The sequence below is a fragment of the Ensifer adhaerens genome (assembly GCF_028993555.1).
GTDB lineage: Bacteria > Pseudomonadota > Alphaproteobacteria > Rhizobiales > Rhizobiaceae > Ensifer > Ensifer adhaerens_I.
The window spans coordinates 197,514-212,243 of sequence record NZ_CP118612.1; the positions used below are offsets into that span (position 1 = coordinate 197,514).

General features: G+C 58.0%; 15 protein-coding genes. 11 read left to right on the forward strand and 4 right to left on the reverse strand.

Features of this window, described 5'->3' with window-relative positions:
* Positions 1-542: 542 nt before the first annotated feature.
* On the reverse strand, positions 543-1,037 hold the full coding sequence (locus PWG15_RS33790) for an NUDIX hydrolase (RefSeq protein WP_275027829.1): 495 nt from the start codon (positions 1,035-1,037) through the stop codon (positions 543-545).
* Positions 1,038-1,247: 210 nt separating this feature from the next.
* On the opposite strand from PWG15_RS33790, the gene PWG15_RS33795 reads away from it, so the two are divergent.
* From PWG15_RS33795 to PWG15_RS33810, 4 genes are read left to right on the forward strand one after another with little or no spacing between them, the layout of a single operon-like run.
* Positions 1,248-2,141: an SDR family oxidoreductase gene (locus PWG15_RS33795; protein ID WP_275027830.1), complete on the forward strand. Its 894-nt coding sequence runs from the start codon at positions 1,248-1,250 to the stop codon at positions 2,139-2,141.
* 31 nt (positions 2,142-2,172) lie between these two features.
* Positions 2,173-4,797, forward strand: a complete 2,625-nt coding sequence (ligD, locus tag PWG15_RS33800) for a DNA ligase D (RefSeq protein WP_275027832.1) — start codon at positions 2,173-2,175, stop codon at positions 4,795-4,797.
* A gap of 6 nt (positions 4,798-4,803) precedes the next feature.
* A complete protein-coding gene (locus PWG15_RS33805; protein ID WP_275027835.1) occupies positions 4,804-5,706 on the forward strand; it encodes a hypothetical protein in 903 nt (300 codons plus the stop codon).
* Entirely contained in the window at positions 5,699-6,202 is a 504-nt protein-coding gene (locus PWG15_RS33810; RefSeq protein ID WP_275027836.1) for a DUF4334 domain-containing protein, read from the forward strand. The genes PWG15_RS33805 and PWG15_RS33810 overlap by 8 nt, the downstream gene beginning before the upstream one ends.
* Positions 6,203-6,226: 24 nt before the next feature.
* Here the strand turns inward: PWG15_RS33810 and PWG15_RS33815 are convergent, their stop codons facing one another.
* The gene (locus PWG15_RS33815; RefSeq protein ID WP_275027838.1) at positions 6,227-7,039 is read right to left on the reverse strand and encodes a non-homologous end joining protein Ku; all 813 of its coding nucleotides are present in this window, start codon (positions 7,037-7,039) and stop codon (positions 6,227-6,229) included.
* Between the two features lie 14 nt (positions 7,040-7,053).
* Positions 7,054-7,941 carry a non-homologous end joining protein Ku gene (locus PWG15_RS33820; protein WP_275027974.1) on the reverse strand — a complete coding sequence of 296 codons (888 nt, stop codon included), beginning with the start codon at positions 7,939-7,941 and terminating at the stop codon, positions 7,054-7,056.
* A 248-nt stretch (positions 7,942-8,189) separates the two neighbouring features.
* Between PWG15_RS33820 and PWG15_RS33825 the strand changes: the two genes are divergently transcribed.
* The 7 genes from PWG15_RS33825 to PWG15_RS33855 all read left to right on the forward strand — a co-directional run bounded on the left by PWG15_RS33825 (position 8,190) and on the right by PWG15_RS33855 (position 13,095).
* Complete coding sequence (locus tag PWG15_RS33825) at positions 8,190-8,390, forward strand: hypothetical protein (protein ID WP_275027839.1); 201 nt, start codon at positions 8,190-8,192, stop codon at positions 8,388-8,390.
* 550 nt (positions 8,391-8,940) lie between these two features.
* Positions 8,941-10,260 carry a PQQ-dependent sugar dehydrogenase gene (locus PWG15_RS33830; protein WP_425536849.1) on the forward strand — a complete coding sequence of 440 codons (1,320 nt, stop codon included), beginning with the start codon at positions 8,941-8,943 and terminating at the stop codon, positions 10,258-10,260.
* Positions 10,261-10,662: 402 nt separating this feature from the next.
* The gene (locus PWG15_RS33835) at positions 10,663-10,947 is read left to right on the forward strand and encodes a hypothetical protein (RefSeq protein ID WP_275027840.1); all 285 of its coding nucleotides are present in this window, start codon (positions 10,663-10,665) and stop codon (positions 10,945-10,947) included.
* A 251-nt stretch (positions 10,948-11,198) separates the two neighbouring features.
* Positions 11,199-12,185 (forward strand): sensor histidine kinase, encoded by a 987-nt coding sequence (locus tag PWG15_RS33840; protein ID WP_275027841.1) that lies wholly within the window; start codon positions 11,199-11,201, stop codon positions 12,183-12,185.
* Positions 12,186-12,213: 28 nt separating this feature from the next.
* A complete protein-coding gene (locus PWG15_RS33845) occupies positions 12,214-12,570 on the forward strand; it encodes a response regulator (protein ID WP_275027843.1) in 357 nt (118 codons plus the stop codon).
* 34 nt (positions 12,571-12,604) lie between these two features.
* On the forward strand, positions 12,605-12,733 hold the full coding sequence (locus PWG15_RS33850; RefSeq protein ID WP_275027844.1) for a DUF1515 family protein: 129 nt from the start codon (positions 12,605-12,607) through the stop codon (positions 12,731-12,733).
* 107 nt (positions 12,734-12,840) lie between these two features.
* Positions 12,841-13,095, forward strand: coding sequence for a hypothetical protein (locus tag PWG15_RS33855; protein WP_275027846.1), 255 nt, complete (start codon positions 12,841-12,843; stop codon positions 13,093-13,095).
* A 1,099-nt stretch (positions 13,096-14,194) separates the two neighbouring features.
* On the opposite strand, the gene PWG15_RS33860 is transcribed toward PWG15_RS33855, so the two are convergent.
* Positions 14,195-14,413, reverse strand: coding sequence for a hypothetical protein (locus tag PWG15_RS33860; protein ID WP_275027847.1), 219 nt, complete (start codon positions 14,411-14,413; stop codon positions 14,195-14,197).
* Positions 14,414-14,730 lie beyond the last annotated feature (317 nt).

Below are 14,730 nucleotides of genomic sequence, written 5' to 3' on the forward strand. Positions count from 1 at the left end.
GATTAGGCCAAATGCTACTGGCGACTGGCGCGACAGATAGTGTTGCCACTGCCGACAATTGCAGACGCTGGGCGGCTTTACATTTCATTGGCAGCCAACGCGCAGGCTCACGTGGTGCGGACCACCATCTTGCCGCCTTGCCGATGGTGTCGGCCACATGCGACCCCCGAATTGGAGACTTCGTGCGCGCGCGAATGCACATCCTGCCGAAGCCGGCCGGAAGGGTGGAAATCCTGGAGCGGCCACTCGGGCGCCGGAGGTTGTTGTGATCTCCGGCGTCCGTTCTTTGCGCTGGCGCGGCCGTCTACGATCGCGCAAGCCATCGATGGAGACGATGATCATTGGGAACGTTTACGCCGCCTCGACATTTCCTTTAAAGGTCGCAGGCCGTGTCAAACGGACGCGATGGAGATGGAGAACAGGAGGATTTTTCCGTTTTCTCCTTCTGGCCAACGCAGTGGCAGTCGAGCTCCCCACCCATCAGGTCTGCGACCGACTGAAATCCCTGCGCCTCTCCGAAATGCAGAGCATAGTTTTGAGTGTCACAACTCGGACGAGACATGGGCCCTCAGCGAGAACGAATGAGCGAAACGCAAAATCTGCTGTCGAAGGGAAGGCTCAGCCACACGGCGCGCAGCTTCGCTGTACTCGAACCAGACAAGTCTGCGCTCGCCTTTCTCGGGAAAATTCCGTCGCAACCTCGAGACTTCCATGGTGTGGATCTGAACTTTGCAGGCGATCTTAAGACCACTGTCCAGTCGCTTTCTGTAGACATAATGGCCAAACGGAACCCTCTTGCATTTGCCCTCTACGCCCGCTTCCTCGTATGCTTCCCTTGCCGCTACCTCATGGGCTCGTCTTCCCCTCATCGGCCATCCCTTCGGGATGACCCAGCGGCCGGTATCGCGGCTCGTGATGAGAAGAATTTCCAGAGGTTGACCTGGGCGGGTACGGTAGCACAGGGCGGCGTATTGCAGCCGCGGCGGACGGCGAAGCATTAGCTGCACGTCGGAAAATACCCTGTGCAGCAGGTGCATCGCTTTGTCTCCCAATTTGCGGGGCACCCATGGCCCACTCGCGACAGGAAAGAAACGAGGACATCGACGATTGGTTCCGTGACTACACTTGCGGCGGCTCGCCAACCGGACTGCGTCTACCCGCGCGCATTGAGCTACACCGTCCCCCACCGTCGGAACCCCAAACCGGCAAACGAGTTTATGGAGTAGAAATCACCCGAGGACTGCCTAATGACCGATCGTCTGACCATGCAAGATCCCCGAACGCAGTATCCGTCCCCACCCTTCGATCCCCACCCGCAACGCGCGCCAGGTCTCGTTGCCGAAATGAACCCCAGGCCTGATCACGGCGAACAGAGTTACCGTGGGGCAAATCGGCTGAGGGGGCGAAAGGCCCTGATTACAGGCGGTGATTCAGGGATCGGACGGGCCGCAGCCATCGCATTCGCGCGGGAGGGGGCGGATGTCGCCATCTCCTTTCTGCCGGAAGAGGAAACGGACGCAAAAGAAGTCATTGAATTGGTTCAGGCGGAGGGCAGAAAGGCTCTAGCACTGCCCGGTGACGTGAAGAATGAAGACTGGTGCCGTGAGTTGGTTTCGCGAACATTGCGTGAGCTTGGTGGCATTGACATCTTGGTGATCAACGCGGCTCGCCAACAGTTTCGCAAGGATGTTTCATGCCTGAGCTCGCAGGATTTCGATGCGACGCTGAAGACCAATCTTTATGCACTGCACTGGATTGCCCAGGCGGCCGAGCCGCACTTGCCTCCCGGCGCCGCCGTGATCACCACCGCATCCATTCAGGCATATCATCCCTCTCCAATCCTGCTTGATTACGCCACGACAAAGGCGGGGATCGTCGCCTACACCAAGGCGCTGGCAAAGCAATTGATCGAAAAAGGGGTGAGGGCCAATGTCGTGGCGCCAGGCCCGTTTTGGACTGTGCTGCAGCCGAGTGGCGGGCAGCCTGACGAAAAAGTGAAAGATTTCGGGAAAGACAGCGATTTTGGCCGACCCGGCCAGCCCGTGGAACTGGCCCCGATCTACGTGTTCCTCGCGTCGCAGGAGGCAAGTTTTGTCAACGGCGAGGTTTACGGTGCAACCGGCGGCAAAGGCGTCGACTGACAGCTGGCGGGCGTAATATGTGAGCATGTCGATGACTGAAGACAGACTGTCGATCTACAAGAACAAGCGAGATTTCAGGCAAACGCAGGAGCCGAGCGGCAAGACACGGGTGGTGTCGTCGAACCGTCGGCGCTTCGTCATCCAGAAGCACGATGCCTCGCGACTGCATTACGACCTGAGGCTTGAGCTGGACGGCGTCTTTAAATCCTGGGCCGTTACCAAAGGCCCTTCCCTTGACCCCCATGATAAGCGGCTCGCCGTCGAGGTAGAGGACCACCCCCTCGATTATGGCGACTTCGAAGGAACGATCCCGAAGGGTCAGTACGGTGGCGGGACGGTGATGGTGTGGGACCGTGGCTATTGGGAGTTCAAGGGAAAAAAGTCTCCGGAAGCGGCATTGAAGAAAGGCGAGCTCAAGTTCTCGTTGGAAGGAAAGCGGCTCAACGGCAGTTTCGTTCTCGTTCGCATGCGCAATGACCGAAATGGCGGGAAACGATCAAACTGGCTGCTGATCAAGCACCATGACGATCATTCTGTCGCGAAACAGGGCGCGAAAGTGCTGGAAACGAACACGACTTCCGTTGCCTCCGGCCGCAGCATGGACCGTATCGCGACTGGCAAGGGCCGAAAGCCGCGTGCCTTCATGCTGGCAAAGGGAGTAATAGAGGCGGATGCGGTCTGGAACAGCAAACAAGGACTTGCCGCGGTGGAGCGGACAAAATTGCGAAGGGGAACGCCGACATCGCCGATTGGGGTTCTACCGGAATTCATAGCCCCGCAGCTTTGTGAAACGGTCGAACGCCCGCCCGCCGGTGACAGCTGGGTGCACGAGATCAAGTTCGATGGCTACCGACTGCAGTTGCGCGTCCTTGATGGACAGGCGACGCTGAAAACCCGAAAGGGGCTCGATTGGACTGGCAAATTCGGCGAGATCGCTGAGGCCGCGTCTGCGCTTCCTGACTGCATCATCGATGGCGAAGTCTGCGCGCTCGATGAGAACGGGGCCCCGGATTTTGCTGCACTCCAGGCAGCACTGTCGGAAGCAAAGACCGGCAATCTCATCTATTTTGCCTTTGACCTTATGTTTTGTGGCGCCGAGGACCTGCGAGCCGATTTACTGGCCGAACGCAAAGGCCGACTTCAGACGATGCTCCGCGACGCTGGAGACGACCCTAGACTCCGTTTTGTCGAGCACTTCGAGACCGGCGGCGATGCGGTGCTAAGATCCGCGTGCAAGCTGTCGCTGGAGGGGATCGTATCCAAAAGGAACGATGCTCCCTACCTGTCGGGTCGGACGGATACCTGGGTCAAATCGAAGTGTCGCGCGGGCCACGAAGTGGTGATCGGCGGCTATGCCAAGACCAATGGCCGGTTCAGATCTCTTTTGGTTGGCGTCTACAGAGGCGACCATCTTGTGTACGTCGGACGTGTCGGCACGGGGTTTGGAGCGAGCAAGGTTTCAAGCCTGCTCCCAAATCTGAAAAATGCAGAGGCAGAAACGTCTCCCTTCTCTGGCATCGGCGCACCCAAGAGGAAAGGTGAGGTTATCTGGCTGAAGCCGGACCTTGTTGCTGAGATCGAGTTTGCCGGGTGGACGGCGGATGGGCTTGTACGGCAGGGCGCCTTCAAGGGCCTTCGCCAAGACAAGCCGGCGAGGGAAGTGAAGACCGAAAAGCCGGCATCGCCGGGAAGAACGCCGACGCCGAAAGCGTCGAAGCCGACCTCTTACCGCAATGGCCAAAAAGCAGAGATCATGGGTGTGTGGATCTCCAGTCCCGACAAACCCCTGTGGCCAGACGCCGGTGACGATGAACCGGTCACCAAGGAACAGCTTGGACACTACTACGAGGCGGTCGGGACGTGGCTCATCGAGCATGTCCGGGGAAGGCCCTGTTCGATTATCCGTGCACCGGACGGAATTGCAGGCGAACAGTTCTTCCAGCGCCACGGGCTGCCCGGCACGTCGAACCTTCTTGAACTTGTGAAAGTCTTCGGAGACAAGAAGCCGTATCTGCAGGTTGATCGCATAGAGGGCCTCGTCGCGATTGCCCAAATTGGCGGTGTCGAGCTCCACCCCTGGAACTGTCGGCCAGGCCATCCTGAAATTCCCGGTCGTTTGGTGTTTGACCTCGACCCTGGAGCCGACGTGCCATTCTCCGCAATTGTTACCGCCGCAAGAGAAATGCGCGACCGGCTTGCTGGCCTCGGCCTTGTCAGCTTCTGTAAGACGACAGGTGGCAAGGGGCTTCACGTTGTGACGCCCCTTGCGGCTAAGGACCACAAGCCGCTTTCATGGGCAGAGGCGAAGGGATTTGCCCATGACCTGTGCCGGGAAATGGCTGCGGACAATCCGGATCGATATCTGACCAAGATGACCAAGAGCCTGCGTGAGGGGCGTATTTTTCTCGACTATCTGCGAAATGATCGAATGGCCACGGCAGTCGCTCCGCTATCGCCGCGGGCCCGGTCCGGTGCAACCGTGTCGATGCCACTTACCTGGACGCAGGCCAAGGCCGATCTCGATCCGAAGCGCTATACAGTCCGTACAGTACCGGCGCTGCTTGCCAAAACCAAAGCGTGGGAAGATTACTGCGACAGCGAGCGGCCACTCGGCGAGGCCATCAAACGGCTTGCAAAGGTCAGACGAGCAGCGTGATCTGTTATGGACGAGAAAGAAGACGTCAAAGCCAGGCCGACAGAAAGCGCGCGCATCGGTGCTACGGCCGACTTGCCGCACGACCGCGTAACTATCGAACAGTTTCGAAAGACGTTTCCACGCGCGCGGTGGAGCGACCGATTGAATGCCTGGTTCGTGCCGGGTCGCACGGCTGCGCGTCGGATCGGCCGCTGGCGTGCGGAGATGGAGGCGCAGCAAGGCAGTTTTGCCGATGAGAAGGGCAGGGACGCGTTCGTGTTCGAGCCGATCCAGAGCCCATATCTTAGCGCCGGCGCCGCGGCGTTGGAGATCCGTACGCCCTATTCACCGTCCATCGTCAACGACATCCGCGAGATCCCATTTGCGCGATGGGATGCCGACCGCCGCCTTTGGACCGTCCCCTATCGTTCGCTCTTTGAACTTCGTCAACGCTGGCCGGATATTGAAGCCGAAGCCGAGCGCAGCGAGCCTGACGCCAGAAAAGCAAGGCGAGACGCGCTCAAAGGCACGAAAGAGGAGTGCGACGCAAGGTCAAAGGCAAGGGAGAGGCGTCGCCAACGCTACCCGGTACCCGGGGAGCACATCCCGCCCTTCGAGCGCGCAATCGCCACGCATAGGGGAGTGGTCTTTTTTATAGGAACCAACGGTGAGCTTGCCGATGCCGGAACAGTCAGCGATTTCTATTTTCCAGTGCGGGAGAGCGATGGATTTGTCTGGGCTACCTGGCGGCGAGGCTCACTGGAAGAGCTTGTGAGGACCTGGCCCGAAAGAACACTGCCGACGACGACCGAACTTGAGCAGGGTTGGTGGTTCCCGACGCTTGATGACTTGCGGCAGGCGCGTCGCCAAGCCCGATCGAAGCGAAATACCGGAAGCCGCAACGGTGCGAAGACCCAAACCGATGGATGAGCAGCAACGGGCATTGCAGCGATTTCGGCAGCTGTCACCTTTAGACCTATATGAACTTGAAGGCCTGTGGGTTGGCCGGCATATTCCGACGGGTCATCCATTCGACGGCGTTTTGGAGAACCTCGGCTGGTTCGGCAAGCGTTTTACGCCAGATCTGCGCGCAGACGCATTGCTCTTTCGTACCGGAGATCGAAGGCTTCGGGCGATCGATCCGAAATGGATACCGCTTGGTCTTGCGCTCCGCTTGCATGCGTTTGGGAGGACGGGGCTTGCCCGATCGCTCTTCTCCTGGGGTCAATGCGCTTTTCAGGCAAAGGCCCCTGTCGCCTCAGTCAAGACACTCACCTTTGAGGGCGTGGCAAGTGCGGCGATGATCTATGACCGCCAGCCGATCATCGACCATTTTCGGAAGGTCAATGACAACAGGATCATGGGGCTGATGGTGATACGAAATGACGATCGCCTGTTTGCGTTTGAGCTGGAGCGCGTGACTTAAACGGCGACTGGGGTTTGCGCGCCGCTATTTCCGCCCGCGATTTTCCGCAGCGACCGACTTTCTCAAGGCATCCATGATGTTGACGACATTGTTCGGCGTTGCCTCTGAACGCGCCGATCCGGACTTTGCCTTAGTCGGTCGCTTCAAGGCCTTCTTCTTGGCAGCAATGATCTCGACCAGACGTTCCTGTACCGGATCAGCGACCATCGTGGGGTTCCAGTCTTTCGTCAGCTTGTTGATCAGGCGTTGCACGAGCGGCATCATTTCGGTGTCCGCCTTTATCTCGCTGGCTGCGGTAAAATAAGTGGCTTCGCTGCGAACCTCGTCGCCGTAGCGAAGCGTCCACAGGACAATGCCCTTGCCACGAGGCTCAAGCATGACGGCGCGTTCGCGGCGTGAAATCACCAGCCGGGAAATTCCGACCATTTTCTGCGCCTCCATGGCGTCTCGGATGACCGAAAACGCTTCCTCGCCGACCGGTTCATTCGGAGACAGGTAGTACGGCGTGTCGAGCCAGATCCACTCGATGCTGTCGCGCCGGGTGAACGTCGAAACGTCGATTGTCTTTGTGCTGTCCAATGCGACCGTCTCGAGCTCCTCGTCCTCGAGGATGACGTACTCGTCTTCCCCGCGCTGGTAAGCCTTGACCTCGTCTTCGTCCCTGACCTCTTTTCCGGTTACCGCATCGACGAAGCGGCTGACGACGCGATTTTGAGTTTCGCGATTAAGGGTATGAAAACGAACCTTCTCGCTTTCCGACGTCGCCGGCATCATCTGGACCGGGCAAGTCACGAGCGATAGCTTCAGATAGCCTTTCCAATAAGGGCGAACAGCCATATCTCAACCTCCTATCAGCTCGCACGACGCGATGGCACCGACGGTTTCGCCTTGGCAGAAGGCTTTTCCGCTCGTGAAGCGCCTTTGTTGGCATTGGTGGCCTTTCGTTTGGAGTTGGATCTGCCCACCCTCAGGCCTGCACTCTCGCGAAGCGCCTTGAGCAGATCGCCCGGTTTGGAAGCGACGGGCGCTTTCTTCTTCGGCAGGGAGCGCCCCTCGATTTTCGCCTTCACCAGTTCCGCAACGGAAGCCTCGTAACGGTCATCGAAGGCGCTGGCGTCGAAACTGCCTTTCTTGGTACCGATGATATGTTCGGCAAGCTCGAGCATCTCTCCCTCGATCTTGAGGTCGGGAAGGTCCGCAAAGGCTTCCTTCGCCGATCGCACTTCATAGTCGAAATTAAGGGTCGCTGCGATCAGCCCCTTGCCATGCGCGCGGATGAGTACGGTTCGCATCCTGCGAAAGAGCACAGTCTTGGCGATCGCAGCGACCTTGGCCTTCGCCATCCCGTCACGAAGGAGCGCAAAAGCCTCGCCGCCCATTTTGTCGGGTGCAAGATAATACGGCTTGTCGAAGTAGGTCGTGTCGACCTGCGAGCAGGGAATAAAGGCTTCGATCTTCAGCGTCTTGTCGCTATCTGGAACTGCGGCGGCAACCTCTTCGGGTTCCAGAACGACGTATCGTCCGTCATCGACCTCATAGCCTTTTACTTGATCATCACTCGCTACCGGCTCCCCGGTTTCGCTATCGACGAACTCACGCCTTACGCGATTACCTGTCTTGCGATTGAGGGTATGGAAGCTGATGCGTTCCGATGAAGAGGAGGCCGTGTAAAGTGCCACCGGGCAGGTGACTTCTCCAAATTTGATATAGCCTTTCCAGTTCGCTCTTGGGGCCACCATCACACCATTCCTCTCTTCTGCCGAATAAAACTCAACCCAGTCAGCGGCCAAAACGTTCCACGCCTCGTCACTGGAGCTGGTCTGCTTGCTGTGCAGCGAAGGATCGGGTTCTTTACAAAAAAAATGGTCCCATGTAGGACCGAATTGGAGTTCTAGGGCTTCATCCTAAACACACCGGGACTCGTGTGGTTCCGGCACAGAAGCAACACGCTCCTGGAACCGCATGCGGTTCTGCCCGTTGTAGCTTTATGACCGGCGCACTCAAAAGCCATGAACGGAAGCTGGTCGCAATCCTGCGCGCTTCCGCCAGATTGCATTTTGCCGACGCCGACAAGGCCGACGCCGAAGTTGAGCGGGTGTTGCGTTTCGCGATCTCAGAAGCCGAGCAAGGGCGCTCCAGAGTTGATAAGAAACGGTGGCTTCTTCGTATGATGCATGTGCCATCGTGACCCTTACCTTGCGGTCAAGTTGCCGCCATCGTTTGCAGCACGGGCTTGCTGGCGTGCGGCTCTCTGCCAAAATCTGTCCGGACGCAGACGAAGTGCGGTCAAGTAATGTTGCTCCGCCCAGCGCTTATTATGCGCTTCGGCAAAACCCCGAAGGCGGATGGTTTCATTATAATCTAGTTCGGCTCCAAATCGGTCACCGGCGATATGGAGGGGCCGGACGTAGTTTGATCGCCTGATCGTAATGGATCGCTGCCTCGGCTCGATTTCCCATGGTCTCCGGGAGAATGGCTAGATTGTAGTGCGCCTCTGGATATTGCGGCACACGAGGATGAGGTGGTCGGCGAGACTGCGGGTCGAGTTCGCGAAGTGGCAACGCATTGGGGCGACGAGGGTGCGCTCCGGGATTTAAAGGCCGCCATGGCAGGGAGATGTCGCCATGAAGCTGTGTCAGTCGACTGGGAACCCTATTTTGTGTTGCCGGTTGGAATAGTCCGCAAGGCTGGCGCGGTATTGTCCCTGAAATGCGCCGCCGAACCGCTGGAGCGACCCGATGACATGTTTCGTGATGCGCATGTCTGTTCTGTGTCTCGCTGTGCTGGTGGTGGCATGCACATCACCACAACGGGCAACGATCGCGAGCGGCCAGGGCTACGGTCCCGATCCGACACTGCCGAAGCCACGACCGACCCTGATCCCGATTGTCAACATCGCCGAAGCAAAGGGGTGGTCCAGCGGTGAGACTCCACACGTAGCCAGGGGGCTTCGTGTGAATGTCTTTGCCAGTGGGCTCGATCACCCTCGTTGGCTTTACGTGCTTCCAAATGGAGACGTTCTCGTCGCGGAGACCAATGCCCCTGCAAAGCACGACGACGGCTTCAGCCTGAGAAAGGTTTTCATGGCGCAAGCCATGAAGCGAGCAGGGGCTGCGACGAAGAGCGCCAACCGCATAACGCTTCTGCGAGACACGAACGGGGATGGTGTCGCCGACCTACGGAGGCCGTTCCTCGAGGGCCTGAACTCGCCTTTTGGCATGACGCTGTCGAAAGGAATACTTTACGTCGCCGCAACTGACGCCCTTGTCGCCTTTCCCTATTCAAACGGCCAGTCACGAATAACCGCGGCGCCGCGAAAAATCGCGGACCTGCCAGCGGGTGAGATAAACCACCATTGGACAAAGGACGTGATTGCTAGCCGCGACGGGACAACGCTGTACGTCACCGTGGGTTCGAACAGCAATGTCGGTGAGAACGGCATATCAGCCGAAAGGAATCGGGCCTCGGTTCTCCAAATCGACCCGTCGAGCGGACGGACGCGCGTGTTCGCCTCGGGACTGCGCAATCCAAACGGGCTTTCCTTTGAACCGCATACCAGGGCGTTATGGGTGGCGGTCAATGAGCGTGACGAGATCGGCGACGATCTGGTGCCCGACTACATGACGTCGGTGCGAGACGGCGGCTTTTATGGGTGGCCCTATAGCTACTATGGTCAAAACATCGATGCTCGAGCCAAGCCGCCAAGACCGGATCTCGTCGCAAGAGCACTCAAGCCTGACTACGCCCTCGGTTCCCATACGGCATCGCTAGGGCTGACCTTTTCTGAAACCTCGTCTCTGGGATCGGCGTATCGCGACGGCGCCTTTATTGGCCAGCACGGCTCTTGGAACCGGCGCGAACACAACGGTTACAAGGTCATTTACGTGTCGTTTCGAAAAGGAAAGCCGGCCGGCAAACCAAGAGATGTTCTTACAGGTTTCATTGGTCGGGACAACCGGGCACGGGGACGGCCCGTCGGTGTCACTTTCGACAAGAGTGGCTCTTTGCTTGTGGCCGATGACGTCGGCAATATCGTTTGGCGGGTAAGCCGAAAATAGCAGGCATTGGCCGAAATTGTGCAACCCGCTTGTCGCGCGCAGCAGCGCGATGACTCGGGCGTTCTGGCGTTGCCTGGCCGCTTATCCGTTGCTGGCGCTCCGGCGAGGGCGCTTTCTTTAGGGTTGCGGTGCATCATTTCATTCTGGAAGGGAGGGAACCTAAAGCAACGCCGGATGTTTGACGTCCACCTAATCGTTGTTCGACGATGCGAGAACAAAGGCGCGAGAGGAAGTTCGTTTCGATGCTGGAACTTGCACTTGCCGTACATCTCGCAGTCTCAGATTGGGCCAAAAGGCGATGGAGGCTGTCCGGACAACAGGACCGATGCACTGCAAGACGATGCAGCACCTGCACGGAAAAGAGAAAAGGCCGTGAAACTTAAGTCCTCAACAGACTGCTGTATGATCACGCTGGCTTCGATTGAGCGCGGCCTGCTGCTGGCAGACTGCCAGGTGGAGGCCACCGAGCGCCACGTGGCGTCGCAGCGAGAAATCGTCGGCGCTCTTGAAGAAGTTGGGGGCGACCCGCGCGTTGCACGCAATTTGCTCAACACCTTCGAAGACTTGCAGGCTTTTCATATCAAAAATCGTGACCGGCTGTGGGAGATGAAGACCGAGGTGGAGACGATGGCGCTGCAGCGGCTACTAATCAATCAACGGCTTGGCCGCCTCGGCCGATACAGGTGAGATCGCCGAATTCAACGACAATCGCAACATCGGTCCGCCGCACCGCAGTCGTAGATAGCGCCGTCTGTGAAATCGAACGCTCAGACTGAAGGCGCTGGATTCTACCCGTTTCGGATCCGGGGCCAAACGCCGACGATCGAATAGGTTCCGGCATGGTGGGCGGACTATCTTCTCATCTGGAACAAGGATCTTTCCCCGTACGTTGTTGGGTTTAGAATCGTGATTGCTGCAGTTGACAGGCGGGATTGACAATGAATCTCGAAGATCTTTACCGTTTGCTGCGGAACGGCCACCTCGAAGCCCAGGGGATCATCGACACGGTCCCTGATCCCTTGCTTTTGCTCGATCAAAACCTACGCGTCCGTACCGCCAGCCGGGCGTTCTTTTCAACTTTCAAAGTCGGCCACGACGATACAATCGATGAATACCTCTACGACCTGGGTGACGGCCAATGGGACATTCCCGAGCTGCGCCGTCTCCTCGAAGAGGTGATCCCGAAAAGTGCCGCTGTCGTGGATTATGAGGTTCAACACGATTTTCCGAGGATTGGCCGTAGGACGATGCTGGTGAGTGCGCACCGTCTGTTCCGTCCCGAAAACAACAGCCGATTTTTGCTGTTATCGATCGTTGACGCCACGCAGCAACGCAAGCGGGAGGCCGAGCAGGCGGTGCTTCTTGGTGAGATCCGGCATCGGATGAAGAACCTTCTCGCGCTCGTCCAGGCGCTTGCCCGGCAAACAACGGCCGAGGGTCGATCTGGCGAGGAGTACCGGGATGCCTTCCTCGGCCGCTTCAATACGCTGGTGCGAGCCCATGATGCGGCTTACGCACAAGAAGATCAGGCAGATCTGAAGGAGGTCCTGGAACGAACCCTCAACCCGTACTCGGAAAGCCCTGGGGGAATTCTGATTGAACCGGGGCAGCCGGTTCTCTTGGAACCCGGTCAAGTCGTATCGCTGAGCCTAGTCTTGCACGAACTGGCGACCAATGCTGTGAAGTATGGTGCGCTCTCGACCAAAGCGGGAAAAATCAAGATTCGATGGAAGACAGAGTCGGCGAGCCCACCGCGCCTACGTTTGATATGGCGGGAGAGTGGCGGCCCACGGGTCAAGTCGCCGGTCACGATGGGCTTCGGCACGCGGCTCGTCCAATTTGCGGTGAGCCAAGAACTTCGCGGGCGGGTGGAACTGAATTACAGACCAGGGGGTTTGGTGGTGGAGATCGTATCCCCACTCTGATCGGTCTCGTGGCTTCGAGGCTGGTTTCATGTCCAAAACCGTGCTTCTCGTCGAGGACGAGTTCCTGATCGCGCTGGACCTTACGCTTGTGCTCGAACGGCATGGGTGGATCGTGATCGGGCCTGCGGCAACTGTGACAAAAGCCCTGGCGCTGTTGAAAATACAACGGCCATCCGTCGCACTGCTCGACGTGACGCTCAGGGATGGTTCGGTAACCCCGGTTGCGGAGGCACTTCGCGCAAACAATGTACCGTTCGTAATAGCCAGTGCCTACGAAACGCCAGAGGATGTCGGGGGCGAAGTTCTGGCGGGGGCAATCAACGTCGGTAAGCCAACAGACGCGCAGGATCTGCTTAAGACCCTCGAGCAGGTAATACAATCCTGATTGATTGCGATCTTCCTTGACGTCGTCTCCTACAATGACTTGTGATGAAGCGCGGACGTCCAAGGCTATGAATATCGGTGCGCTGGCCGTGACCGGTGTAGCGGCGATGGCGCTTGGTGTGAGCGTTGCCGAGGCGATCAGGCGGGTGGTGTTCGGATCATAGCGAAGGGTAAACGGCCGCAGATCACGACGATGTGTCCTCGCCGCGGGGAACGTCAGTTTCGTCCGTGGGTTGGTTCGACATTCAACGAAGCCGAAGAGGAGATACCAATGCTGAAGACACTACTGACGGCGACAGTGCTATTCGCGCTTGCTGGGCCTTCTGCCTTTGCCTTGTCCGATATCGTGTGTGATCAATCGAACATGTCGAAGCTGGAGCGTGACGTCAACGGCATGAAAGACGCGATGAAGAAGGACTACGCCAACAAGGAATTGGCGATGGCCAAGAAGGCACTTGCATCGAACGAGAGCGACAAATGCAAGACGCATATGTCGAACGCCATGGAGGGAAATGACCCGATGTGACGGGTCGAGGCAGCCCGAAAGAATGGCTCCGCGGGTAGGACGGAGCCATAGAGTGTGGGCCCCATTGGAGAAGAGCGCGGAGCCGAGCCGATAATCCGGCATCGTGGCTCACCGACAAAGCCAGCACAGCCTCCGAACCAAAATGTTCCCTATGCGTCAGCGCCGGTCCTGAGCAGCGTGTCCTGAGCGGCGTGCTGTCCGTCGGGGCGACGAGCATGTGAGCACTTCGACGACGTCAGTCTGCAAGTCGAGATAGATTTGCTGATATTCGCAGATCTTCGCGTCGGGGGACCTCTCGCAAAAGATTGTCGCGCTTCGTTGAAGCCAGAAAAGTCTCTGGTTTCTGGTTTCGCGGAGCTGCCGGCGATGACGCGGCAGCGCCATGGCCAGTCGGGCCCTTTCCAAATGCATCAAGCCCATACTGATCTGATCTTTTGGTTGAGTTCGCCCGAGAGCTTCGCCGATCCGTCCTGCTATTGCGAGTTGGACACCGTAGGCTTGGGAAGGACGGTGGTCATCGGTCGGTCACTATCGTTCGAAGCACCTCCTACCAGCAGGTAAGCAGTGATCGCCACCATTGACAGAAGCATCATCCCGACGGGTAGACCGGTGGTAAACTTTCGTTCCGGCACGACGTATGTGTGTCGTTTGTACATTTGCACATCCTCGGTTCCATCCATCGGGCGACGGCACCAGACCAGTGGCTGACCTGGAAGGAGTGCTCCGGCGCCGTGCCCCCCAAGACAGAAAAGAGCTGTGCTGCTTGGGCAAACGCGAAAACTAACGCGAGCGTACGGTGAGACAACGAACCTAGGACTTTTGCGCTGGCCGTTTGGGACTGAAGTCCAATGGAGGAACCTTTTCCGCCGCCTTACGTTTGGTGATGCTCTCGATCCTCGACCCGATCGAGGCCCTCTAGGCCCCACTTGCCATTAGTGTCCCCGCTAGCCGTGGGGCCTACCGAGGGAGTTGGGTAGTCAACTTCTTGATCGCTCGCCAAACCGAAGGGCGACGGTCACCTCAACGGCTCCGCACTGTCGAAGTCGTCTTTTTACCCAGAATGGATGAGTTGTGGCATTAGCGCTGAGGTGTGCGTGACCTAAAAAGCTGTCCCTCGTGGCCATAAAAATTCGGCCATCTGACGGAGATCATCTCTTTCGCGGATGCCGTTTTGGTAAAGGTTCAACAACCGAACCGCCAGGATCTCGGCTTCATCGCTGGAACGATCCAGCTGACGTGAACGAATTAGTTCGCAAAATACGAGGTCTATGACTGTCCTGGAAACAGGGAGGATAGGGTCGGTGCGGCGACGTGCCATCGCTACCTCCTCAAATGGGCGAAGGCGATGATCTTCAGATGGAGCCTCAACGTCATCCGGAGGGAACCTCGATCATCGGCAACCAGACGAACGCGCATCGTGCCAAATGGTTCCAGTGTCGCTATTCAGCTGACCCACCAACTTCAACGGGATCAGGCACAGTCGCGTTAAAAATATCCATGACGCTCCGGCGCGTCGTAGGTGAGTTGGCACCAAGCTTCTCGAAACCAGGTGAACGGGCGCTTCCGCGTCGGTCGCAGCTGCCACCGCTTTTGCTTTCGGCGTCAGCGCCTCTTGGCGGGTGCCTCATCCTTCGT

What these genes read in the sequence shown, in the direction of transcription:
- PWG15_RS33840 (WP_275027841.1), top strand. Translation starts at nt 11,199, where the DNA reads ATGAATCTCGAAGATCTTTACCGTTTGCTGCGGAACGGCCACCTCGAA.
- PWG15_RS33855 (WP_275027846.1), top strand. Translation starts at nt 12,841, where the DNA reads ATGCTGAAGACACTACTGACGGCGACAGTGCTATTCGCGCTTGCTGGG.
- PWG15_RS33850 (WP_275027844.1), top strand. Translation starts at nt 12,605, where the DNA reads ATGACTTGTGATGAAGCGCGGACGTCCAAGGCTATGAATATCGGTGCG.
- ligD (WP_275027832.1), top strand. Translation starts at nt 2,173, where the DNA reads ATGACTGAAGACAGACTGTCGATCTACAAGAACAAGCGAGATTTCAGG.
- PWG15_RS33820 (WP_275027974.1), bottom strand. Translation starts at nt 7,941, where the DNA reads ATGGTGGCCCCAAGAGCGAACTGGAAAGGCTATATCAAATTTGGAGAA.
- PWG15_RS33835 (WP_275027840.1), top strand. Translation starts at nt 10,663, where the DNA reads ATGATCACGCTGGCTTCGATTGAGCGCGGCCTGCTGCTGGCAGACTGC.
- PWG15_RS33830 (WP_425536849.1), top strand. Translation starts at nt 8,941, where the DNA reads ATGACATGTTTCGTGATGCGCATGTCTGTTCTGTGTCTCGCTGTGCTG.
- PWG15_RS33810 (WP_275027836.1), top strand. Translation starts at nt 5,699, where the DNA reads ATGGATGAGCAGCAACGGGCATTGCAGCGATTTCGGCAGCTGTCACCT.
- PWG15_RS33825 (WP_275027839.1), top strand. Translation starts at nt 8,190, where the DNA reads ATGACCGGCGCACTCAAAAGCCATGAACGGAAGCTGGTCGCAATCCTG.
- PWG15_RS33795 (WP_275027830.1), top strand. Translation starts at nt 1,248, where the DNA reads ATGACCGATCGTCTGACCATGCAAGATCCCCGAACGCAGTATCCGTCC.
- PWG15_RS33845 (WP_275027843.1), top strand. Translation starts at nt 12,214, where the DNA reads ATGTCCAAAACCGTGCTTCTCGTCGAGGACGAGTTCCTGATCGCGCTG.
- PWG15_RS33815 (WP_275027838.1), bottom strand. Translation starts at nt 7,039, where the DNA reads ATGGCTGTTCGCCCTTATTGGAAAGGCTATCTGAAGCTATCGCTCGTG.
- PWG15_RS33805 (WP_275027835.1), top strand. Translation starts at nt 4,804, where the DNA reads ATGGACGAGAAAGAAGACGTCAAAGCCAGGCCGACAGAAAGCGCGCGC.
- PWG15_RS33860 (WP_275027847.1), bottom strand. Translation starts at nt 14,413, where the DNA reads ATGGCACGTCGCCGCACCGACCCTATCCTCCCTGTTTCCAGGACAGTC.
- PWG15_RS33790 (WP_275027829.1), bottom strand. Translation starts at nt 1,037, where the DNA reads ATGCACCTGCTGCACAGGGTATTTTCCGACGTGCAGCTAATGCTTCGC.